Raw genomic sequence first — 22,394 nt, forward strand, 5'->3', positions numbered from 1 at the left:
CCCAGTCAAGGAGGAATCACCCAATGGGTCTTCGTATCAACCAGAACATCGCCGCACAGAACGCCTACCGGAACCTGTCGGTGACCGACAGCCAGATGTCGAAGTCGCTGGAGAAGCTGTCCAGCGGTTTCCGGATCAACCGGGCCGCGGACGACGCGGCCGGCCTCTCGATCTCCGAGGGGCTGCGGGCGCAGACCGGCGGCCTCAAGGTCGCGGTCCGCAACACCCAGGACGGCATCAGCGTCGCCCAGACCGCTGAGGGCGCGCTCAACGAGGTCACCTCGATCCTGCAGCGTATGCGTGACCTCTCGGTCCAGGCGTCCAACGGTGGCGCGGCGGACGCCGAGGCCAAGAAGGCCGCCCAGAAGGAGATCGAGCAGCTCAACTCCGAGCTGACCCGGATCGGCGACACCACCGCGTTCGGTAAGTCGAAGCTGCTCGACGGCACCTTCGGCGCGACCAACACGGCCGCGCCCAGCACCAAGAAGGCCGGCATCCCGGCCTCCTCGCAGGCCGGCTACACCTTCAACATCACCGAGGTCGGCGGCAAGGCCGTCCCCGGTTCCGGCATCGCGGTGACCGTTCCGGCGGTGAGCTCCACCGCGTCGGCGGCGGACGTCGCGGCGACCGTGAACACCGCCCTCAAGACGGCCCTGCAGGGGGCCGGCTACCAGGGCAACGAGGTCAGCATGCAGGCCTCCGTCGCGGCTGACGGTAGCGGCGCGACCTACACCGTGACCGGCAACGGCAAGTTCACCCTGAACGAGTCGGGCACCGGCCTGGCCGACCTGGGCCTCGCCGTCACCACCGGCACGCTGACCGGCGACCAGCCGAACGGCGCGGCCAGCAACAACGGCCAGTTCCAGGTGGGCGCCAACGCCAACGAGAAGATCAACATCACCATCGGCGCGGTCAACTCGACCGCGCTGGGCACCAACGCGATCGACCTGACCAGCGACCCGGACGCCGCGATCACCATCCTGGACCGGGCCATCAGCACGGTCTCCGACCAGCGTGCCTCGCTCGGTGCCACGCAGAACCGGTTCGAGCACATCATCAACAACCTCAACGTCGCCGTCGAGAACCTGTCGGCGTCGGAGTCCCGGATCCGGGACACCGACATGGCGCAGGAGATGGTCGCGTTCACCCGCAACCAGATCCTCACCCAGGCCGGCACGTCGATGCTGTCGCAGGCCAACCAGGCCTCGCAGAACGTGCTCTCGCTGCTGCGCTAACCGAAGTACAACCCGTGACAACTGAACCGCCCGCGTAAGCGGCCGAAGAGGTGGGGGTAGCCGGACGATCGGCTACCCCCACCGCATGTCACACCGCCCCACCCCGGCAACCGAAAGGCGATACCGTGACCAGTTCCGTCGATGGCCTCGTCAGCGGTCTCAGCACCTCCTCGATGATCACGCAGCTCATGCAGGTCGAGGCTGCTTCGCAGACCCGCCTCAAGACCAAGGTGAAGACGGCCCAGACGGCGGTCAGCTCGTACCAGTCGGTCAACAGCAAGCTGCTCACGCTCAACTCGGCCGCCGACGATCTGGGGCAGCTGCCCACCTGGCGGGCGGTCAAGGCCACCGCCAGCTCCAGCTCGGTGACCGCCACCTCGACCGGGGGCACCAACACCGCCGCCGGCAGCACCACGTTCGACGTCGTCGAGCTCGCCAAGGCGCAGGTGTCGACGCTGTCGGTGGACCCGACCGCCCCGATCACCACGGCCAGCAGCATCCGCGTCCAGATCGGCAGCGCCGATCCGGTCGACATCCAGCTCGGCCCGGACAAGTCCGCGGCCGGGGTCGCGGCGGCGATCAACGCCAAGGGGATCGCGGTCAAGGCCGGCGTGGTGACCACCGGCGGCAGCCAGAACATCCTGCAGCTGAGCGGCACCAAGACCGGCTCGTCGAACGCCTTCACGGTCACCGGGCTGAACTTCGGCGACCCGGTCGTCGCGGCCACCGACGCCAAGCTGCGGGTCGGCGCGCTGGACGGCGACGGCAACCTGACCGCCGGCAGCTACGAGGTCACCAGCGCCACCAACACCTTCACCGGGCTGCTCACCGGGGTGTCGGTGACGGTCTCGAAGAAGGAGACCGGGGTCACCGTCAACGCCGAGGCGGACGTCAGCGGCATCGCCGCCAAGTTCCAGGCGCTGGTGGACGCGGCCAACGCGGCGCTGACCGAGGTCACCGCCCAGACCAAGTACGACCCGGACACCAAGACCGGCTCCCCCCTCACCGGCGACTTCGCCGTCCGCCAGCTGAGCCAGACCATCATGAGCGCGATCAGCGGCGGGCTGACCTACGCCAACCCGGACTACGTCAAGCCGGCCGCCGGCAGCGGGCTGCCCGAGGAAACCGAGACCAACAGGAAGAACGTCGTCTTCGGCAGCCTCTCCCGACTGGGCATCCAGCTGGACCGCAGCGGCCAGCTGACCTTCGACGCGGCGAAGTTCACCGCGGCGTACAACGCCGACCCGACGAAGATCCAGCAGGCCGGCATCGGCTTCGCGGACAACTTCGAGGCCATGGCCACGAAGCAGACGACGAGCATCTCGGCAGTGATCAACGGCCGGAAGACCGAGATCGACTCGATGAACTCGCAGATCGCCAACTGGGACACCCGGCTGGCGGCCAAGCGTGAGTCACTGCAGAAGCAGTACACCGGCCTGGAGACCGCGCTCGGCAAGCTGAAGAACCAGTCCAACTGGCTCGCCGGCCAGCTCGGCTGAGCACTCTCCGGAGCACCGACCGCAGCACCGATCCGCAACTGGGGGAAAGATCGATGACCGCGCCAAACCTGCGCAACCGCTATCTCGACGACTCGATCAGCACGGCTTCGCCGGCGAAGTTGCTGCTGATGCTCTACGACCGCCTGGTTCTCGACCTCATGCAGGGTGAGGAGGCGCTGCGGAACGGGAAGCGCGAGGAGGCCCACCAGCGGATCACCCACGCCCAGGACATCATCCTGGAGCTGCGGACCACGCTCCACGTCGACGCCTGGGACGGCGCGCCGGGGCTGGCCAACCTGTACGGCTTCCTGCTCACCGAGCTGATCGGCGCGAACATCGCGCGCAGCCCGGAGCGGGTGGCCGCCTGCCGTGACCTGATCGAGCCGCTGCGCGACGCGTGGCGCGAGGCCGCCCTCGCAGCCGGGTGAGCACCGGCATGGGCCAGGACTGGCGGGGCGCCTGGTCGGCGGCCCTCGACGAACTGGAGATGGACGTCGCGGCGGTCGAGGCCATGCTCGCCGACGAGCACCGCCACGCCGAGACGCCCCCGGCCGACCTCTGGAAGCCGCCCACCGAACTGGGCGCGCTGCCGCTGGAGCTGCGGCCGCGTGCGGACGAGATCCTCACCCGGCAGCTGGCCGCGGCGGAGGAGATCGCCAGGCGGCTCACCGCGAACCGCCAGCAGTCGGCGATGACCGCCCGGATCGAGACCGGCGAGGCGGTCAAACGCCCGGTCTACCTCGACTGCGCCATGTGAGCACGAACGAACGTCCCGGATCCCCGCCCGTGGGGTCCGGGACGTTCGTGTGTGCAACCGCGCGGCAACCGTCTGACACTCAGCGGATCGTCGGGCACGCCGAACTGCATGGTACGAGCACGGATTGCTCAACCGAACAGCCATGGATCGGCGCCCAGACGGATCGACCAGGAGCTGCAAGTGTTCGACGACATCTCTTCGTCTGCACTGCGCGTCGCTGTCACCGGCCTGTCGGCCCGGCAGAACGCCATTGCCAACAACATCGCGAACGTCGAGACCCCGGGCTTCCGGGCCCGTAAGGTCAAGTTCGAGGAGGCGCTCCAGGGCGCCATCGCCCGTGGCCGGTCGCCCCTCGGTGTGAACCCGAGCGTGCAGACGTCGCTGGAGCCCACCCGTCTCAACGGCAACAACGTCAACCTCGACGAGGAGACGCTGTCGCACATCGACACCACGATGCGCTACCAGCTCACCCTGCGGGCCATCGACAGCAAGTACGGTCTGCTGCGCGACGCCATCAAGGGAGCCTGAGGATGAGCATCTTCAACGCCATCGGGGTCGCCGGCACCGGCGTGACGGTCTACCGCAAGTGGCTGGACGCGGTCTCCGACAACATCGCGAACATGAACAACACCAGCCGTACCTCCGAGGGCGCGTTCCAGGCCCGTTACGTGCAGGCCCGGTCCGCGCAGGACGGCAACGGCGCCGAGGTGGCGGGGGTGCAGCTCGGCAGCGCCGAGGGGATCCTCGCCTACGAGCCGGACAACCCGCTCGCCGACGCCGAGGGCTACGTGCGCCGGCCGGACATCGACATGGGCAGCCAGATGGCTCAGATGATCATGGCGCAGCGTTCCTACCAGGCGAACCTGTCGGTCGTCGACCGGGCGCGGGACGCCTACACGGCCGCCATCAACCTCGGGAAGTGATCATGATCAACCCTATCGGCGCGGTCTCCGGTTTCACCGGAATCTCCGGCATCTCGGGAATGTCCGGTATTTCGGATGAGTTGGACTTCACCGAGGCGGCCAAGACGCCCAGCCCGAACACCGACTTCGCCCGGATGCTCTCCAAGGGCCTGGAAAGCGTGCAGGACGCCCAGGACAAGGCCAGCGACCTGGCCGTCCAGGTGGCCAACGGAACGCTCCAGGACCCGGCCCAGTACACGATGGCCGCCAACGAGGCGTCCCTCGGGCTCCAGATGACACTCGCCATCCGCAACAAGGCCGTCGAAGCCTTCCAAGAGATCATGAGGATGCAGGCCTGATATGACTGACCGCCTTCCCGCACCGGTACGCCGCATCACGGACACCTTCAAGTCCTTCACGCCGGGACAGAAGGCTGTCACGATCTTCGCGGTTCTGGCCATCCTCGTCGGCGGGTACTTCTTCGCCACGTGGGCGGCGAAACCGTCGTACGCGATCCTCTTCAACAACCTGTCGACGAAGGACGCCAGCGCCATCGTCGAGTCCCTGCAGAAATCCGGCACCTCCTACGAGCTGGCGAACGACGGCCAGACCATCATGGTGCCGCGGGACCAGGTGAACACCCTGCGGCTGCAGCTCTCCGGCGAGGGCCTGCCGAACGACGAGGGCACCGGGTACTCGCTGCTGGACCAGCAGGGCATCACCACCAGCGACTTCATGCAGCACGCGAACTACCAGCGGGCGATGGAGGGCGAGCTGGCCAAGACGATCAAGTCGATCGACGGCGTCGAGGCGGCCACCGTGCACCTGGTGATGCCGGAGAAGGACGTCTTCGCCGACACCGAGGCCAAGCCGACCGCGTCGGTGCTGGTCGCCTCGAAGGCCAGCGACCCGCTCAGCGGCGACCAGGTGCAGGCCATTGTGCACCTGGTCGCGTCGAGCGTCGAAGGGCTGGACCCGACCCAGGTCACCGTGGCCGGCGCGGACGGCAAGATTCTCTCCACGGGCGGCGGGGCGGCCGTCGCCACCGGCGGGGACAGCGGCTCCGAGGCGCAGACCGTCCAGTTCCAGAACCGGATGAACGCCTCGCTGCAGGCCATGCTCGACCGCCTGGTCGGCCCCGGGCACGCGGTCGTCACCACGACCGCCGACCTGGACTTCGACCAGACCGAGACGCGCAGCAAGAAGTACAGCTCGGACCCGTCCCTGCCGTCGCTCTCCGAGACCACCAGCTCGGAGACCTACAGCGGCAGCGGCACCGGCAACGGCGGCGTGCTCGGCCCGGACAACATCCAGGTGCCGAACGGCGCCGGCTCCAACGGCCAGTACGCCAACAAGAACGAGGCCCGCAACAACGCCCTGAACGAGGTGGTGGAGACCCGCCAGAGGGCGCCGGGCAGCATCCGCCGGCTCAACGTGGCGGTCCTGCTGGACAGCACCACCGCGGCCTCGGTCGACCCGACCCAGGTCCAGCAGCTGGTCAGTTCGGCGGCCGGCATCGACGCCACCCGTGGCGACTCGATCGCGGTCAGCGCCATGCCGTTCGACAACAGCGCGGCCCAGGCGGCCCGGGACGAGCTGGCGGCCGCGGCGGCCGCCGAGAAGCAGAACAAGCAGCTCACGCTGATCAAGACCGCGGCGCTCGCCCTCGTGGTGCTGATCCTGATCCTGCTGGCCTGGCGGGCCAGCCGGCGCGCCAAGCGGCGCCAGCAGCTCACCGCCGAGGAGCGGGCGCACCTGGAGGAGATGCAGGCCGCGCTGGACGCACAGCGGCAGGCCGAGCTGGAGGCGACCCAGGCCATGCACGCGGCCGGGATGCTCGAGGGCATCGCGCCCGAGGAGCACAACGAGGCCCGCGAGGAACGGCACCGCGAGATCGAGCAGATGGTCAAGGACAAGCCGGACGAGATGGCGACGCTGCTACGCGGCTGGATGTCCGCCGACGCGACCCACCACTGACCCCCACAGCAGGCAAGACGGTTCGAGGAGTAGGCGTTGACCACACCCGCGCTCACCACGCTCTCCATGACGGGCGTCCGTAAGGCCGCGATAATGCTCGTCCAGTTCGGCAAGGAACAGTCCGCGCAGGTGCTGGCGAACATGACCGAGAAGGAGGTCGAGCAGCTCTCCGCCGAGGTGGCCCGGCTGGGCAAGCTCGACCCGGTCCAGGTCGACGACGTGATGGACGAGTTCTACGCCATGGCGACCACCCGGTACGCCGGGTCCGGCGGCATGGACTACGCCCGTGAGCTGCTGGAGGCGTCGCTCGGCAAGGAGCGGGCGGCGCTCATCCTGGACCGGCTCGAGGCGTCGATGAACGACATCCCGTTCAACTTCCTCAGCAACGCGGACCCCCGGCAACTGCTGTCCTACGTGCAGTACGAACATCCGCAGACGATCGCGCTGGTGCTCGCCCACATCCCGGCCGGCCTGGCCTCGTCGATCCTGGCCGGACTGCCGCTGGAGGTGCAGACCGAGGTCGCGCACCGTATCGCGATCATGGACCGTACCTCGCCGGACATCATCCGCCAGGTGGAGAGCGCACTGCAGCGCAAGCTCTCCAGCGTGCTGCAGCCGGACGAGCTCTCCACCGTCGGCGGCCTGCAGCCGCTGGTGGAGATCATCAACCGGGCCGACCGGACCACGGAGCGGCTCATCCTGGAGGCCCTGGACGCCCGCAGCCCCGAGCTGGCCGAGGAGATCCGGCGCCGGATGTTCATGTTCGAGGACATCGTGAACCTGGAGGACCGGGCGGTTCAGCTGGTGCTGCGCCAGGTGGAGCCGGCCGACCTGGCCACCGCGCTCAAGGGCGTCCCGGAGACGGTGCGCGACAAGGTCACCAAGAACCTGTCCGAGCGCGGCCGGGAGAACCTGCTCGAGGAGATGGACCTGCTCGGCCCGGTCAAGGTCAAGATGGTCGAGGAGGCACAGGCGAAGATCGTCAGTGTCATCCGCACCCTGGAGGACTCCGGCCAGATCGAGATCCAGCGCGGCGGCGAGGCCGATGAGCTCATCGCCTGACCGCCCGGTGATCCGCGGCGCGGTGGCGGACAACGCCACCGCCGCCCGGTTCGCCACCGACCTGCGCCGGCCGGACCCCAACGATCCGAAACTGCTGGAGGAAGCGAAGCAGCAGGCCCGGACCACCGGGTACGCCGAAGGGTGGGCGCAGGGCAAGCGCGACGCCGCGATGGCCGCCGAGGCCGGCGCGGCGCGCGCGCTGGCGGCCGAGGAACAGCACGAACAGCGGCGTACGGCGGCGCTCGCGCATGCCGTGAACGCGCTCGGCAGGGCCGTCACCGAGCTGGAGAACCAGCTCATGCCCACCTTCACCGAACTGCAGGAACTCGTGCTGGCCAGCGCGTTCGAGCTGGCCGAGGCGATCGTCGGGCGCAGCCTGCACGACGATCCGGAACGCGGCCGGGACGCGCTGCGCCGGGCGATGACCGCCGCACCGGAACAGGGCAACGTGGTGGTACGCCTGCACCCGGACGACTACCGGAACCTGGTCGGCGACACCGGCGGTGTCTTCGACTACCAGGGCCGGCAGATCAGCCTGCAGGCCGATCCCACCCTCCAGCCCGGCGACGCGATCGCCGAGACCGGGACCGCGACCGTCGACGCGACGGTGGCCGCGGCGGTCGCGCGCGCCCGGGAAGCCCTGCGGATCTGACCAGCCGACGAAGGGCCGCCGCGATGACCGACGTCTTCCACCACCGGATGCGCAACGCCGTCGCCGCCGCCCGGCCCACGGTCAGTGGCCGGGTCACCGGGGCGGTCGGGCTCCGGATCACGGTCAGCGGCCTGGAGGCCCGCGTCGGTGAGCTGCTGCAGATCGGCGACGGGCCGGAGGCGGTGCTCGCCGAGGTCGCGGCCCTGGACGGGCAGCAGCTCTCCTGCCTGCCGCTCGGCCCGATCGCCGGGATCGGCGCGGGCACGCCGGCCACCAGCACCGGTGGGCCGCTACGCATCTCCGTCGGCCCGGACCTGCGCGGACGCATCCTGGACGGCCTCGGCCGCCCGATGGACGGCGGCCCGCCGCTGCGCGGTGAGCTGGTCGGGATCGAGGCGGCCCCGCCGTCGGCGATGGAGCGCCAGCTCGTCGACCGGCCGATGTCGCTGGGCGTACGGGTGCTCGACACGCTCGTCCCGTGCGGGCGCGGCCAGCGGATCGGCATCTTCGCCGGCTCCGGCGTGGGCAAGTCCACCCTGATGAGCATGATCACCCGGGGCACCTCGGCGGAGCTGAACGTGGTCGCCCTGGTCGGTGAGCGCGGCCGCGAGGTGCGCGAGTTCATCGAGCACGACCTGGGCGAGGAAGGGCTGGCCCGGTCGGTGGTGGTGATCGCCACCTCGGACGCGCCGCCGCTGGTCCGGTTGCGCGCCGGCTCGGTGGCCACCCGCATCGCCGAGTACTACCGGGACGAGGGCTCGGACGTGCTGCTGATGATGGACAGCGTGACCCGGGCCGCGATGGCGCAGCGCGAGGTCGGCCTCTCGGTCGGCGAGCCGCCCGCCACCCGGGGCTATCCGCCGTCGGTGTTCGCCATGCTGGCCTCGCTGCTGGAACGGGCCGGGCCGGGCGCCCGGGGCAGCATCACCGGCCTGTACACGGTGCTGGTCGAGGGCGACGACCACAACGAGCCGATCGCCGACGCGGCCCGCTCGATCCTGGACGGGCACATCGTCCTGGACCGCAAACTCGCCACCGCCGGGCACTTCCCGAGCATCCAGGCCCTGGACTCGATCTCCCGGGTGGCCAACAGGATCACCACCCGTGAGCAGCGCGCGGACGCCGCCGAGCTGCGCCGGCTGATGGCCGCCCACCGCGAGGTCCGGGAGCTGGTCGAGATCGGCGCCTACGTCCCGGGCACCAACCCGGAGGCCGATCGCGCCAACGCGGCGTGGCCGCAGATCACCGCCTTCCTGCGCCAGGACCTGGACGAGCGCGTCGACGCCGACGACGCCTGGGCGGCCCTGCGCGCCCTCCTGGCCACCACCTGACCCGCCGTTACGCCCGGTGGTCCGGCCGCGGACCCGCCCGGCCACGCCCCGCTCCGGTCGCCCGTGAGTTCCCGCCGGCGCCGCTGGGTGGTGGCGCTCGTGCCGGGCGTTTCCCCGAGGGACGCGACGGGCCGGGCGTTTCCCCAGGGACGCGACGGGCCGGGCGGGATGCCCGTTGCGGCTTGCGAGCTCGTTGCGGGTTGGGTGCAGGGGCTCAGCGGAATCCCGGGCGCGCCGAACCGGTGAGTTGAGGGCCCACCGCCCCGCTAGGAGGCCAACGTGAACCGCATGTTCCGACTCAGTCCGGTGCTGCGCGCCCGGAAAGCGCAGGAGGACGCCGCCCGCGGCGAGCTGATCCAGTCACGCGCCCAGGTCCGCGAGGCCCAGGCCCTGGTGAAGCGTCGCCAGCTGGACCTGATCGGTGCGGACGCGCCCTCCGAGGGGTCGGCGCGGGCGATGGTCGCCGCGCTGGTGGCCCGGCAGTCACTGGCCGCCGGGGTGTTCGGGGCGCAGCGCATGGTGACCGAGGCCGAGGACGTCGAACGGGAGCGGATGGTCGCGCTGACCGACGCCGCGAAACGGCGTCGCGCGGTGGAGATGATGGCCGAGCGGCACGCCGCCACCGTCCGCGCCCACGATCTGCGTACCGACCAGGCCAACCTCGACGAGTTGGCGGTCACCTCGAAGGCACGCGATGCCGCCCGCGGCGTGGAGACGCCGGGTTCGGACCGGAACGGGAGTGATGCATGAGCCTTGGTGTCGATGGTGTGCTGTCTCGTGTCGCCGAGCTGCAGGATGCGCTCGGCCTGAACCCGCCGCCGGCGGCGCCGGTCGCCGCGTCCCGCGACGGGTTCGCGTCGGCGCTGGCCAAGGCGACCGGGGCGGCGCCGCGCGGCCGGGTGGTCGCCGGCCCCAGCGGTGGCGACGTGGTCGCGGCGGCCCGCAAATACCTGGGTACGCCGTACGTCTTCGGCGGCACCGACCCGGCCAAGGGCCTGGACTGTTCCGCGCTGGTCCAGCGGGTCTACGCGGATCTGGGCGTGAAGCTGCCGCGCAACTCGTGGCAGCAGGCGACCGCGGGTCGTCCGGTGGCGAGCCTGGCCGACGCCAAGCCGGGCGACGTGCTGGCGTTCGACTCGCCGGTGGACCACGTGGCCATCTACATCGGCGACCACAAGATGATCGCCGCGCCGAAGCCGGGCGACCACGTGAAGATCCAGTCGGTGTACGAGAAGCCGACCCACATCCGGCGGATCATCGACGACGTGCCGCCCGCCGCCGTGCAGGACATGTCGTCGCTGCGCCCGGCCGGTCTGCGCGGGGCGGCCGCCGGCGGGCTCGCCGGGGTGCCGTACGCGGACCTGTTCGTCAAGGCCGGCGCCAAGTACGACGTCTCCCCGAAGCTGCTGGCCGCGGTCGCGAAGGTGGAGTCCGGCTACGACCCGAAGGCGGTCAGCAAGGCCGGCGCGCAGGGTCTGATGCAGCTGATGCCGGGCACCGCGCGCGGGCTCGGGGTGGACAACGCGTTCGACCCGGAGCAGGCGGTGTACGGCGCCGCGAAGATGCTGCGCGGCCTGCTGAAGGAGTTCAAGTCGGTGCCGCTGGCCCTGGCCGCGTACAACGCGGGCGGCGGCGCGGTGCACCGGTACGGCGGCATCCCGCCGTTCAGCGAGACCCAGGCGTACGTCCCGAAGGTGCAGAAGGCACTGGCCGCACTCGGCGGCTGAACCGGCAGTCCTTCGGCGAAGCAACCACCGCAGCAGTGAGGAGCCCCACCATCATGCCGAGTTCCGTGACCGGCCCCGAGCACCGACCCACCACCGAGGCCACCCGCCGACCGGGTGGCCGGCGCGACGACGGCGCGGACTTCGGTTCGGCGCTGTCCGCCGAGCTGAGCCGCCCGGACCGGGACGAGCCGGCCGCCGGATCCGGGCACGGCCGGCACCTGCCCGCCGCGGAACGGGCGGCCACGGAACGGGCCGACCTGGAGCGGATCGGCGCCGACCGGACCGCCCTGAACCGAGCCGCCACCGAACGAGCCGCCACCGAACGAGCCGCCACCGAACGAGCCGTCGAGCGCGGCACGGCCGGGCGGGCCGACCAGCGCGCCGCCGACCAGCGCGCCGCCGCACATCGCGCCGCCGCCGAGCGGGCCGCCGCCGACCGGGCCGCCGACCGCGCCACCGGACAGCACGCGGCGAACCGGGACGCGATCGGGCGTGCGGCGGCCGAGCGCTCCGCCGGCGACCACGCCACGGCGGACCGGGCCGCCGCCCGGGCCGCGGGCGACCGCGCCGCCGCGCGCCGGGCCGCCGCGGACCGCGCTGCCGCGGACCGGGCCGCCGACGCTCATGCCGAGCGGGTGAACGACGGCCGGCCGGACCACGCCACCGGGCGCACCCGCACGGAGCGGGCCGCGCACCGCGACGCGACCGACCGGGCCGCGGAGACCGCCACGGACCCGGCCGACGACGCGCCGGACCGCACCGGCGAGCCGGTCACCGCGGCGTCCGTCACCGCGCTGTCGCTGCCCACCCCGGTCGCGCCGCCGCCCGCCGACGCCGGGACCGCCGACACCGAAGCCACCGCCGCCGTCGCGGGCGTGGGCGGGGTCACCGCCGCGGCCGGTCCGGACCCGGCGGCGCCGGCTGCCGGCGCGCCCGCCGCGACCGGCACGTGGACGCCCGGCGCCGGGACGGCCCCCGGCGCCGATCCGGCCGCCTCCGGACCCGTCCAGGGTCGGCCCGTGGCCGGTCCGGACGCACCCGTGGCGGCCACCGCGGCCGGCGCTGCCGGGCCGGCGACGGGCCAGGCCGCGGGACCGGCGACCGGAACCGCCGCCGGCACGCCGGCGACCGGTGGCGTGCCCACCGGCGTACCGGCCGGGGTCACCCCGCAGGCCACGCCGGCCGGCCCCAGCACCCCCCGCCCGGCCTGGCTCTCCGCCGCCTCGGCGCGGACCGGCACGGACCCCGCCGGGACCGCGCCGGCCGGCGGCGACCCCGCGGCGGCCACCGGCACGGCCGCGGACCACACCGCGACGGCGCCGACCGGCGAGTTCGCGCCGGTCGCCCCGGGCACGGCGCCGGACACCGGCACGGGCGCCGGGGACGGCACGGACGCCGGTGGCGGGCCGGGACAGCCGGGGACGGAGGTGTCCGGCGCCGCCGAGGCCGTACCGCAGGACTCGCCCGCACCGGCCGGGCCGCCCACCGCGACCGCGGCGGCGCAGCCGGCCGACGCCGGGCTGCCACCGGTCGCCCCGCAGCCCGGGGTGACCGGTCCGCAGGCGACCGCGCCGGCCGCGCCCACCGCCACGGCGGCGCAGAACCCGGTCCTGTCGGCGCCGCCGGCCGAGCAGATCGCCATGCGGATCGCTCCGCTGCGGCTGGACGCCGACGGCGTGCACCGGCTCACCGTGCAGCTGCACCCGGTCGACCTGGGCCCGGTTCAGGTGGTCGCGGAGATCCGCAACGGCGACATCAGCGTGCAGCTCACCGGCGCGACCGACGCGGGCACCGAGGCGATCCGCTCGGCCCTCGACGACCTGCGCCGTGACCTGCAGGACTCCGGGTTCGGCAACTGTTCGCTGGACCTGCGCCAGGGCTCGCCGCAGGACCAGGGGCGGCAGCGGTTCGAGGCCGGCGGGTTCGGCCGTCGCGGGGGCGGGGGCGACACCGAGCGCCCGGCCGAGCCGGCCCCGGTGACCACCCGGCGGGTCGACCCGGCCGGCGGGCGGCTGGACATCCACGCGTGAGACGCGGACCGGCGCCGGCCCCGCAGGGGGCCGGCGCCGGTCCACCGGGACTGCTGGTGGGCGCTCAGTCGGTGTCCATCGGGGTCGGCTCGACCGGGGTGGCCGGGGTCTCCTCGGTGACGCCGTAGCCGGCCGTGACGAACCGGAAACCGGCCAGCAGCACCGCGGCGATCGGCACCGCGATCAGGAACCGGATCAGCACCTGGGTGAGGTCCAGCTGGTCGAACATCAGCCGGTACAACGCCGGCAGGCTGATCAGCAGGGCGAACACCAGGACCGACGGTCGGATCATCGGCGGGCGGCGCGGGTGGCCCGGCGGGGCGAGGCGGCGGCCGGCATGACCTCGGCGGCGATCCGGGCGCAGAGCATCGCCGCCCAGGCGTGCGGGGTGGCCGGCTTGCCGTCCAGCGAGAAGATCGGCACGTCCAGCCCGAGCACCGACGCCGGATCCGCGGTCAGCTCCACGCTGTGCACCACCAGCGCCTCGACCTCGCCGAGGCTGCGCAGGTGGCGGGCGGTGTCGGCGGTCTTGCGGGTGGCGTCGACCACGGCCCAGAGCGCGGTGGCGCCGAGCGCATCGCACATCTCGTTGACCCAGAACTCGTCGGTGCCGCCGACCGGGGCGTCGATCACCACGACCCACGCGTGGTCGGAGGACTGCAACTTCTCGGCGCGTGACTCGGCCGCGTCCCGGCTGGAGATCAGCCGGGACGAGTGCAGCCCGGTCCCGGCCGTGGAGGGCGCCGCCAGCAGCAGGTGCGTCTGGTCCACGTGGATCTGCTCGAGCAGGTGCTTGGCGATCGGCACCGCGGTGTGCACCTCGCCGGCGAGCACCAGGATCTCCCCCGGGCCGTCCGGGATGCCGGGCGCGGCCGGGCGGGAGGCGAGCACGCTGAGCACCCCGGCGTAGGTGTCGCCGCCGGTGATCTGCCGGGCCATCTCCTCGGGCATGCCGACCGTCATCAGGTTGCGCTGCACCGGGTCGAGGTCGTCGCTCATCCGGACCGGCGCCGGCCTGGGCGGGGGCGGCGGGGCGGCCGCGACCGGGGCCGGGGCCGGGGAGACCGGAGCCGGCTCCTCGGACAGGCCGTACACCTCGGCGGCGGAGCGGATCGGGGCCACCGGGGCGGGCTGGAACGCGGCCCGGGGCGGCGCGGCGGTGGGCTCGGAGGTCCGGATCGGCGGTGGGGCCTCGGTGTGCGGTACGGCGCGCCGGGCGGACGACACGGGCGTCTCGGCGGCCGGCGAGACCGGGGCCGCGGGGGCCGGCGGTGACACCGGGCGTCCCGGCCGGGCCGGCAGCGCGGCGGGCAGGCTGGGGCGGGCGCCGCCGTTGATCGGCGACTCGGTCGTGGTGGCCGGGGTGAACGGGCGTACCCCGGACGTCTCGGCCGGCGGCCGGTCGGCGGGCTGGCGCACCCGGTGCCCGGTCCGGTGCGTCTCGCCGAGGTGGCTGGCGACGTCCAGACCGGCCATCAGCTCGGCGAAGGCCGCGCCGGTGTCGCCCATGCCGGCCTCCCGGCTCTCCTGCCGGGTCAGCGGCTCGGAGCGGGCCGGCCCGCCCAGCCCGAGCTCGGGGCCCAGCCTCGGCGCGGACGGCGGTTCGGCGGTGAACCGGTCGCGGGACTCGACCTGTTCGAGCAGCCGGTCCAGCGGGTTTGCGCCGCTCTCGGCGACGGTCTGTTGCGCCATGTCCTCACTGTCCTCTTGTGCGTCCGGTACCTCGACGGAGAGCTCGTAATGCTGCTTCGCGAAGAAGCCGCCGATGCCACCGCTTCGTACCTTGTCGGCGGAGATGATCCGGACGCGCGAGCCGTACTCGTCACGTACCTGAGCCAGTAGCGGCTCGATGGCCGGTCCCTCAAGCAGCACCCGCGTAGGCACCGTTCACCACCCCTATCGTCTCGATCTGTGCGGTGGAACCAGAGATTTCGCTGTACGACAGCACCTGCACCCGGCGGGAGCCGGCACGCAGCAGTCGCATCAGCGGCAACCGCAGTTGTGGCGAGCAGGCCAGGACCGGGTTGAGGCCCTGCTGCTCGGCGGCCTCGGCGAGCCGGCTGGCCTCGCTGACGATCGCCTCGGCACGCATGCCGTCGATCGCCATGAAGGCGCCGGTCTCACTGGGCCGCAGTGATTCGAGCAGGCTCTGCTCGAGCATCGGGTCGAGCGTGATCACGGTGAGCCGGCCGCCGGTGGCGTACTGGGCGGCGATGGCCGGGCCCAGCGCGCCACGCGCGGCCTCGACCAGGCCGTCGTGGTCCACCGAGATCTTGGCGCGCAGCGACAGCGCCTCGAAGATCCGGACCAGGTCACGGATCGGCACGCCCTCGTCCAGCATCGCCTGCAGCACCTTCTGGATCTGGCCGAGGCTGAGCAGACCCGGGGTCAGCTCCTCGACCACCACCGGGTGGGTGCGCTTGACCATCTCGGTCAGGGCCCGGACGTCCTCGCGGCCGAGCAGGCGGCTGGCGTTGCTGCGGACCACCTCGGCGAGATGCGTGATGATCACCGAGGCCCGGTCCACGACCGTCGCGCCGGACAGTTCGGCCTGGTAGTGCAGTTCGGCCGGGACCCACTTGCCGGCCAGGCCGAACACCGGCTCGACGCCGGCCCGGCCGGGCAGCGCCTGGAGTCCCTCACCGATCGCCAGGACCGTGCCGGGCGGCGCCTGACCGGCGCCGGCGTCGACGCCGGAGATCCGGATCGCGTACGACGACAGTGGCAGGTCCAGGTCGTCCCGGGTACGGACCGGCGGCATGATCACACCGAGTTCCAGGGCCATCTTGCGGCGCAGGGCGCGCACCCGGTCGAGCAGGTCGCCGCTGCTGACGTCGACCAGGTCGACCAGGTCCGGGGCGAGGGCCAGCTCCAGCGGGTCGATCCGCATCTCGCCGAGCAGCTGCTCGGGCGAGTCGGCGGCAGGCATCTCGACCGCCTCGGCGAGCGGCGTGGCCTCCTCCGGGATCGGCTCCTTGACCCGCTGCGCGATCACCAGCACCACCACGCCGACCAGCAGGAACGGCACCTTGGGCAAGCCCGGGATGACGCACAGGGCGAGCGCCGCGGCGCCGCCGATGCGCAGCGCCAGCCGGTTCTGACTGAGCTGGGCGGTGACGCTCTGGCCCATGTCCCCGGAGGTGGCCGAGCGGGTCACGATCAGACCGGTGGCCACCGAGAGCAGCAGCGCCGGCACCTGGGAGACCAGGCCGTCGCCGATGCTGAGCATGCTGAACTGGTTCATCGCGTCGGCGGGCGCCAGGCCGTGCTGCAGGACGCCGACCGCGAACCCGCCGATCAGGTTGATCAGCGTGATGATGATGGCCGCGATGGCGTCGCCCTTGACGAACTTGGAGCCACCGTCCATCGCGCCGTAGAAGTCGGCTTCCGCGGCCACCTCGGCGCGCCGCCGCTTGGCCTCGGCCTCGTCGATCAGGCCGGCGTTCAGGTCGGCGTCGATCGCCATCTGTTTGCCGGGCATCGCGTCGAGGGTGAACCGGGCGCCGACCTCGGCGACCCGCTCGGCGCCCTTGGTCACCACGATCATCTGGACGATCACCAGGATCGAGAAGATCACCAGGCCGATGACCAGGTTGCCACCGACGACGAAGCTGCCGAACGCGTGGATCACCTTGCCGGCGTCGCCGTCGCGCAACACCAGCCGGGTGGCGCTGATGTTGAGCGCCAGCCGGAACAGGGTCATCACCAGCAGCAGGGCGGGGAACACCGCGAAGTCGAGCGGCTTCTGAACGAACATGCTGGTCAGCAGGACCAGCAGCGCGACCGTGATGTTGAGCGCGATCAACAGGTCCAGCAGGAAGGTGGGCAGCGGGACCACCATCATGATGATGATGCCGATGACCCCGATGGGTACGGCGAGCTTGCTGATGCTCCGGTTCTTCACGACACCTTCCAGGCAGGGGCAGTCCGATGGCCATCCGGGCCCAGTCGTCGCCGTCCTGGCGTCGTTCTGTTCGGCGATCCGTCGCCATCACTGAGACCCTTGTGGCACCGCCACGCCCCGATCTTCCCCGGTAAGCGCCCGCGATGTGAGGAAATCTCCTGAATTCCGGTTACGTCATAGCTGGGGTGGGGTTCGGGTTGCGGTGCACGCCCGCCGCCGAGCCGCGTGCCTTGAGGCTCATCACGAACGCCAGCACCCGGGCCACCGCGCCGAAGAACTCGGCGGGGATCTCCTGGCCGATCTCGCACCCCGAGTTGAGCGCCCGGGCCAGCGCGATGTCCTGCACCATCGGCACCCGGTTGTCGGTGGCCAGCTGCCGGATCTTGGCGGCCACCGGGCCCTGCCCCTTGGCCACCACCCGCGGGGCGCCCTTCTGCGGCTCGTACCGCAGCGCGACCGCGACGTGCACCGGGTTGACCACCACCACGTCCGCGGTCGGTACGTCGGCCATCTGCCGGTTGCGCGCCATCGCGAACTGCCGGGCCCGGATCTGCGCCTTGATCAGCGGGTCGCCCTCGGTGTTCTTGTTCTCCTGCTTGACCTCTTCCTTGGTCATCCGCAGCTGCTTCTGGGTGCGCCGCCGCACCACGAAGTAGTCCGCCGCGGCCATCACGATGCCGGCGACCGCGGCGGCCCGGATCAGCGCGAGCGTCGCGTCGGTGACGATGCCCAGCAGCGCGGCGAGCGGCAGCCGGCCGGCGGTCATCAGCTGCGGGACGATGTCCTTCATCGTCATGTACAGCACCCCGCCCAGCACCAGCGTCTTGAACAGCGACTTGGTCAGCTCCCAGGCCGCCTGCGGGCCGAACATCCGCTTCAGCCCGGTGAACGGGTTGAGCCGGTTGAACTTCGGCATGAACAACTTCGTGGCGACCCGGATGCCGCCCTGCGCGCCGGCCGCCGCGATGCCGACCGCCATCATGGTCAGCGCCAGCGGCAGCACCGCCCACGCCGCGCTCATCAGCCCGTCCTTCAGGATGGCCAGGCACTTCGCCGCGTCCGGGTTGGCGATGGTGTCCGGGACCTTGCCGATCAGCTCCTCGGCGTTCTCCATCGCCTTGGACAGGGTGCGCGGCAGCATGACGCTGGCGGCCAGCATCCCGACCCAGGCGCCCAGGTCCGGGCTACGCCCGATCTGACCCTCCTGCCGGGCCTTCTTGAGCCGCTGTTGGGTCGGCTGCTCGGTCTTCTCGCCGGACATCGTCACCCCCTCCCATCAACGTGTTCGGCCGCGGTCACCCGCCGCTGAGCCGCACCACCGCGGTCACCGCCCGGTCGACCAGGGTGTCCAGCACGCCCGGGAGCATCGAGATGGCCAGCCCGGCGAGGGTGACCAGCAGGAAGATCTTGATGGGGAAGCCGAGCTGGAAGGCGTTCAGCGCGGGCGCCACCCGGTTCAGCAGGCCGAGCGCCACGTCGGCGAGGAAGAGCACGGCGATCAGCGGGCCGGCGATCTGCAGCGCGGACAGGAACATCTCGCCCACCCCGGTGAGCAGCAGCCGGCTGAAGGTCTCCATGGAGAACGTGGTGTTCAGCGGCAGCGTGCGGAAGCTCTGCAGGAATCCGCGCAGGATCAGCTGGTGCCCGTCGCTGGCGAACAGCAGGGTGACCGCGATCAGGTTGTAGAACCGCCCGAAGACCGCGTTCTGGCTCATCCCGAGCGGGTCGTACGCCGTCGCCAGGGTGAACCCGCCGAACAGGTCGAGCAGGTCACCGGCGGCCTGCAGGGCGGCGAACAGCAGCGCGGTCAGGAAGCCCAGCGCGACCCCGACGAAGACCTGCAGCGCGGCGCTGGCGATCAGCGCCGGCGTCTCCAGCACCGGGACGGTCCCCCGCAGGTACGGCGCCATCGGCAGGGTGAACCCCACCGACATCAGCGCCTTCGCCGGGCCGGGGATGAGCCGGGAGTTGAACGGCGGGCACACCATCATCCACGCGCCGGTCCGGCACGCGCCGAGCATGATCGCCATCAGCTCGGCGATCGTCAGGTCGTAGTTCATCCCCGATACGAGCCGACCAGCGCCGTGATGATCAGCCCCCAACCGTTGACCAGGACGAACAGCAGCAGTTTGAACGGCAGGGCGATGGTCACCGGGGGCAGCATCATCATGCCCAGCGACATCAGCGAGGCGCTGACCACCATGTCGATGATCAGGAAGGGGATGAAGATGACGAACCCGATGATGAACGCGGCGCGCAGCTCGGACAGCGCGAACGCGGGCACCAGCGTGGTCAGCGGCACGGCGTCCTTGTTCGCCGGCTGCGGCTGGCCGGACACCTTGATCAGCAGGGCCAGCTCGTCCTCGCGGGTGGTCCGGTACATGAATTCGCGCAGCGGCTGGACGCCGTCCTTGAAGGCCTGCGACTGGGTCTTCTCCCCGCGCAGGTAGGGCTGCACGCCGAGGTCGTTCATCGCGGAGACGGTCGGGCCCATGATGAACAGGCTCAGGAACAGCGCCAGGCCGGCGATCACCTGGTTGGGCGGCAGCGTGCTCAGCCCGAGCGCGTTACGGGTGATCCCGAGAACCATGAAGATCTTGGTGAACGAGGTGCAGAGCAGCAGCACCGCCGGCGCCACCGAGAGCAGCGTCAGGCCGAGCAGGATCACCAGGCTGGCGGCCGGGCGGCTGCCGTCCGGATTCGTGCCGTTGACGTTGACGTTGATGCTCGGCGGCGACGTCGCCGGCGCCTGCGGCACCGGCAGCCGCGGTCGCTCCACCGCCGGGCCCCGCGCCGCCGGGCGCGCGGGCGCCTGCGGCGCGATCCGGGGTACGCCGATCGCCGGCCGATCCTCCACCCCGGCCCCCGGCACTCCGGGCGCCGCGCCGGCCGGGGCGGGCAGGGCGAGCGCCAGCCCGCCGCCCACGAGAAGCAGCAGCACCACACGTCGCAGGGCGCTCCCGGCCCGGTCCGCGGGGCCGCTCGGCGGTCCGGCTCGGTACTGCTGCGTGCGGTCTGTCATGGCGCTATCGCCTCGTCGTCCGGTCGCGCAGGAACTCCAGGGTGGAGCTCCAGGTCCGTGGGGAGAGCAGGGAGCCGGCCAGCCGGCCGGTCCGGTGGTGGTGGTCGCCGGGCCCCGCGCCGGCCTCGGCCGCGGGATGCCGCCCGGGCAGGATCATGTCCGGTTCGATCAGCTCGGACCGTTCGACCACCACCGGGTCGCGGTGCTCGGGCTCGGTCTCGAACGCCTCCAGCTCGGTCTCGCCCAGGTAGCTGATCTGCTGGTCGGTGACGCCGAGGACCAGCGCGCGGTCGGCCACCCGGACCACGGCCACCGCCGAGCTGCGGCTCAGCTGCTGGCGGTTCAGCACCGTCAGCGTGCCGTAGCCGCGCCCACCGAACGGGCGCCGCAGCGCCCGGGCCAGCCCCCACATCATGAACAGCACGACGAACAGGGAGAAGGCGACCTGGAGGAGGAGCCGCATCAAGGTCGTGACTCCTACTCGGCGCCCGGGGAGACGATCTCGGTGATCCGGATGCCGAAGTTCTCGTCCACCACGACCACCTCGCCGCGGGCGATCAGCCGGCCGTTCACCAGCAGGTCGGCCGGGCTTCCGGCGGCCCGGTCCAGCTCGACGATCGCGCCCGGGGTCAGCGAGAGCAGCTCCCGTACGCTCATCCGGGTCCGGCCCAGCTCGGCGGAGACCTCCATCTCCACGTCGTACAGCATGTCCAGCCCGCCGCTGCGGGAGCTCATCATCGACGGCGCCCGCTGCGCCACCCCGCCGCCACCGGCCGCCGCGGCCAGCACCGGGTCCTCACCGGGCCACGGGCTGAGCGCCATCGCCAGCACCGCGCGGACCTCCTGGTCGTCGCGCAGCGGGATGGCCACCGCGCCGTCCTTGGCGGCCAGCGCGCTGAGCGCCACCTGCGGCTCCATCACCTGACCGGGGTCGAGCACCACCGGCCCGAAGACCCGGGACGCCGCCTCCAGGGCGGGCCGGACCGCCGCGGTCAGGTCCAGCTCACCGAGCGGGCTCTCCCGCAGCGCGTCCGCGAGGTCCTGGCCGACCACCACCACGACCTCGCCGGAGGCCGCGCCGCTGAACCGTGCGGTGACCGCCTGACCCGCGATCATCGTCCCCGCGTCGGGGATCACCGGATCGCCGGCGACCAGGGCGCGGCTGGTGGGCAGGACGGCCAGCGCGGCCTCGGCGGCGTTCCGGGCGAGAGACAGCTGCGGCACGGTGATGGCGGGGGCGGTCATGGGTGGCCAGACTCCTTGGAAGAGTGCTCGTTGGGCGACGGCACGACGAGACAGGCGAGCCGGGCGCCCTGGTTACCCGGAACGGCATGCGCGAAGACGATGTCGTTCACGGTCACCTCGAGCGGCCGGCTGGTCGGATGCCCCAGCGGCACGACGTCACCCGGACGTAGATCCACGATGTCATCGGTACGCATCCGGATGGGCTGGAATCGCACTGCTACGTCGATCGGAGCGGCGGAAAGTCCGGCCGTGAGGTTGCGCAACGCCCGATCCTTGGCCTGCCGCTCGGCCGCGCTGAGCACGATCGTCTCGGTCCGGGAGAGCACCGGCAGGATGGTGTTGAACGGCAGGCAGATCGTGGAGATGCACTCCTCCGCGCCGATCTTGGTCTCGAACGAGGCCACCACGATCGCGTCGCCGGGCGCGTGCGCGCGCAGGAACTGCGCGTTGTACTCGATCTCCTTGAGCTTCGGCGAGATGTCCACCAGGCTCTCGAAGCCGTAGCGCAGCTCGCCCAGCATCCGCTCCATCAGGCCGCGCAGCAGCGGCATCTCGACCTCGGTCAGCGGCCGCTCCGGCTGGGAGCCGCCGGGGCCGCCGAGCATGTGGTCGATCGCGGTCATCACCGCGGACTGGGCGATCTCCAGCAGCACCGTGCCGGGCAGCGGGTCCAGGGTGACCACCCCGATGATCGTCGGGTTGGCCAGCGAAGCCACGTACTCGTCGTAGTTCAGCTGCTCGATGGAGATCAGCGAGACGTTGCTGACCGCGCGCAGGCGGGTGGTCAGCAGGGTGCCGCAGCTGCGGGCGTATGTCTCGAACGCGATCTGCAGGGTGCGGACATGCTCACGGGAGAGCTTGATCGGGCGGCGGAAGTCGTACGGCGCGGGCCCGCCGCCCTGGCTCCGGCGCGAGATCTTGCCCGGGGTACGTGCGGTGGTGGTCACGTCGTCCTGATCGGCGGACTTCGCGAACCGCTGAGCGGTGGGGCCGTTTTCGGCCGCCATTGCACGGATGGGCGGGTCCCCGGTGAAGGGACCCGCCCGATCGC

At 71.9% G+C, this 22,394-nt stretch carries 23 protein-coding genes; 14 read left to right on the forward strand and 9 right to left on the reverse strand.

All coding sequences use genetic code 11. The features are described 5' to 3' along the window. Positions 1-23 precede the first annotated feature (23 nt). The 14 genes from ACTEI_RS34160 to ACTEI_RS39095 all read left to right on the forward strand — a co-directional run bounded on the left by ACTEI_RS34160 (position 24) and on the right by ACTEI_RS39095 (position 13,172). Positions 24-1,235 carry a flagellin N-terminal helical domain-containing protein gene (locus ACTEI_RS34160; protein ID WP_122981404.1) on the forward strand — a complete coding sequence of 404 codons (1,212 nt, stop codon included), beginning with the start codon at positions 24-26 and terminating at the stop codon, positions 1,233-1,235. 125 nt (positions 1,236-1,360) lie between these two features. Next, a complete protein-coding gene (fliD, locus tag ACTEI_RS34165; RefSeq protein ID WP_122981405.1) occupies positions 1,361-2,734 on the forward strand; it encodes a flagellar filament capping protein FliD in 1,374 nt (457 codons plus the stop codon). A gap of 53 nt (positions 2,735-2,787) precedes the next feature. Then, entirely contained in the window at positions 2,788-3,162 is a 375-nt protein-coding gene (gene fliS / locus ACTEI_RS34170) for a flagellar export chaperone FliS (protein ID WP_122981406.1), read from the forward strand. Between the two features lie 8 nt (positions 3,163-3,170). Then, positions 3,171-3,491: a hypothetical protein gene (locus tag ACTEI_RS34175; RefSeq protein WP_122981407.1), complete on the forward strand. Its 321-nt coding sequence runs from the start codon at positions 3,171-3,173 to the stop codon at positions 3,489-3,491. Between the two features lie 180 nt (positions 3,492-3,671). Further along, positions 3,672-4,019 (forward strand): flagellar basal body rod protein FlgB, encoded by a 348-nt coding sequence (locus ACTEI_RS34180; RefSeq protein WP_122981408.1) that lies wholly within the window; start codon positions 3,672-3,674, stop codon positions 4,017-4,019. A gap of 2 nt (positions 4,020-4,021) precedes the next feature. Further along, positions 4,022-4,414: a flagellar basal body rod protein FlgC gene (locus tag ACTEI_RS34185; RefSeq protein WP_122981409.1), complete on the forward strand. Its 393-nt coding sequence runs from the start codon at positions 4,022-4,024 to the stop codon at positions 4,412-4,414. 2 nt (positions 4,415-4,416) lie between these two features. After that, positions 4,417-4,752, forward strand: a complete 336-nt coding sequence (gene fliE, locus ACTEI_RS34190) for a flagellar hook-basal body complex protein FliE (RefSeq protein WP_122982594.1) — start codon at positions 4,417-4,419, stop codon at positions 4,750-4,752. A 1-nt stretch (position 4,753) separates the two neighbouring features. Continuing rightward, the gene (gene fliF / locus ACTEI_RS34195; RefSeq protein ID WP_122981410.1) at positions 4,754-6,370 is read left to right on the forward strand and encodes a flagellar basal-body MS-ring/collar protein FliF; all 1,617 of its coding nucleotides are present in this window, start codon (positions 4,754-4,756) and stop codon (positions 6,368-6,370) included. Positions 6,371-6,406: 36 nt separating this feature from the next. Then, the gene (fliG, locus tag ACTEI_RS34200; RefSeq protein WP_122981411.1) at positions 6,407-7,432 is read left to right on the forward strand and encodes a flagellar motor switch protein FliG; all 1,026 of its coding nucleotides are present in this window, start codon (positions 6,407-6,409) and stop codon (positions 7,430-7,432) included. After that, positions 7,416-8,084, forward strand: a complete 669-nt coding sequence (locus tag ACTEI_RS34205; RefSeq protein ID WP_122981412.1) for a FliH/SctL family protein — start codon at positions 7,416-7,418, stop codon at positions 8,082-8,084. The genes fliG and ACTEI_RS34205 overlap by 17 nt, the downstream gene beginning before the upstream one ends. Before the next feature lie 23 nt (positions 8,085-8,107). After that, positions 8,108-9,415 carry a FliI/YscN family ATPase gene (locus tag ACTEI_RS34210; RefSeq protein WP_122981413.1) on the forward strand — a complete coding sequence of 436 codons (1,308 nt, stop codon included), beginning with the start codon at positions 8,108-8,110 and terminating at the stop codon, positions 9,413-9,415. Between the two features lie 288 nt (positions 9,416-9,703). Further along, the gene (locus ACTEI_RS34215; protein ID WP_239082162.1) at positions 9,704-10,165 is read left to right on the forward strand and encodes a flagellar export protein FliJ; all 462 of its coding nucleotides are present in this window, start codon (positions 9,704-9,706) and stop codon (positions 10,163-10,165) included. After that, the gene (locus ACTEI_RS39090) at positions 10,162-11,142 is read left to right on the forward strand and encodes a transglycosylase SLT domain-containing protein (protein WP_122981415.1); all 981 of its coding nucleotides are present in this window, start codon (positions 10,162-10,164) and stop codon (positions 11,140-11,142) included. Before ACTEI_RS34215 ends, ACTEI_RS39090 begins: the two co-directional genes overlap by 4 nt. Positions 11,143-11,195: 53 nt before the next feature. Beyond that, the gene (locus tag ACTEI_RS39095) at positions 11,196-13,172 is read left to right on the forward strand and encodes a flagellar hook-length control protein FliK (protein ID WP_122981416.1); all 1,977 of its coding nucleotides are present in this window, start codon (positions 11,196-11,198) and stop codon (positions 13,170-13,172) included. A 64-nt stretch (positions 13,173-13,236) separates the two neighbouring features. Here the strand turns inward: ACTEI_RS39095 and ACTEI_RS34230 are convergent, their stop codons facing one another. From ACTEI_RS34230 to ACTEI_RS34270, 9 genes are all read right to left on the reverse strand, one after another. After that, on the reverse strand, positions 13,237-13,464 hold the full coding sequence (locus tag ACTEI_RS34230; protein ID WP_122981417.1) for a hypothetical protein: 228 nt from the start codon (positions 13,462-13,464) through the stop codon (positions 13,237-13,239). After that, a complete protein-coding gene (locus tag ACTEI_RS34235) occupies positions 13,461-15,044 on the reverse strand; it encodes a flagellar biosynthesis protein FlhF (RefSeq protein ID WP_239082163.1) in 1,584 nt (527 codons plus the stop codon). Before ACTEI_RS34235 ends, ACTEI_RS34230 begins: the two co-directional genes overlap by 4 nt. Further along, on the reverse strand, positions 15,034-17,076 hold the full coding sequence (locus tag ACTEI_RS34240) for a flagellar biosynthesis protein FlhA (protein WP_122981419.1): 2,043 nt from the start codon (positions 17,074-17,076) through the stop codon (positions 15,034-15,036). Before ACTEI_RS34240 ends, ACTEI_RS34235 begins: the two co-directional genes overlap by 11 nt. 169 nt (positions 17,077-17,245) lie before the next feature. Then, positions 17,246-18,337: an EscU/YscU/HrcU family type III secretion system export apparatus switch protein gene (locus ACTEI_RS34245; protein ID WP_122981420.1), complete on the reverse strand. Its 1,092-nt coding sequence runs from the start codon at positions 18,335-18,337 to the stop codon at positions 17,246-17,248. 34 nt (positions 18,338-18,371) lie between these two features. Continuing rightward, a complete protein-coding gene (locus ACTEI_RS34250) occupies positions 18,372-19,136 on the reverse strand; it encodes a flagellar biosynthetic protein FliR (protein ID WP_122981421.1) in 765 nt (254 codons plus the stop codon). After that, positions 19,133-20,098 (reverse strand): flagellar type III secretion system pore protein FliP, encoded by a 966-nt coding sequence (fliP, locus tag ACTEI_RS34255; RefSeq protein WP_122981422.1) that lies wholly within the window; start codon positions 20,096-20,098, stop codon positions 19,133-19,135. The genes ACTEI_RS34250 and fliP overlap by 4 nt, the downstream gene beginning before the upstream one ends. A gap of 4 nt (positions 20,099-20,102) precedes the next feature. After that, positions 20,103-20,561: a FliO/MopB family protein gene (locus ACTEI_RS34260; RefSeq protein ID WP_239082164.1), complete on the reverse strand. Its 459-nt coding sequence runs from the start codon at positions 20,559-20,561 to the stop codon at positions 20,103-20,105. Between the two features lie 14 nt (positions 20,562-20,575). Beyond that, positions 20,576-21,343 carry a flagellar motor switch protein FliN gene (gene fliN / locus ACTEI_RS34265; RefSeq protein WP_122981424.1) on the reverse strand — a complete coding sequence of 256 codons (768 nt, stop codon included), beginning with the start codon at positions 21,341-21,343 and terminating at the stop codon, positions 20,576-20,578. Then, positions 21,340-22,350 carry a flagellar motor switch protein FliM gene (locus ACTEI_RS34270; protein ID WP_239082165.1) on the reverse strand — a complete coding sequence of 337 codons (1,011 nt, stop codon included), beginning with the start codon at positions 22,348-22,350 and terminating at the stop codon, positions 21,340-21,342. The genes fliN and ACTEI_RS34270 overlap by 4 nt, the downstream gene beginning before the upstream one ends. Positions 22,351-22,394 lie beyond the last annotated feature (44 nt).

It is taken from the genome of Actinoplanes teichomyceticus ATCC 31121, from assembly GCF_003711105.1.
Lineage (GTDB): Bacteria > Actinomycetota > Actinomycetes > Mycobacteriales > Micromonosporaceae > Actinoplanes > Actinoplanes teichomyceticus.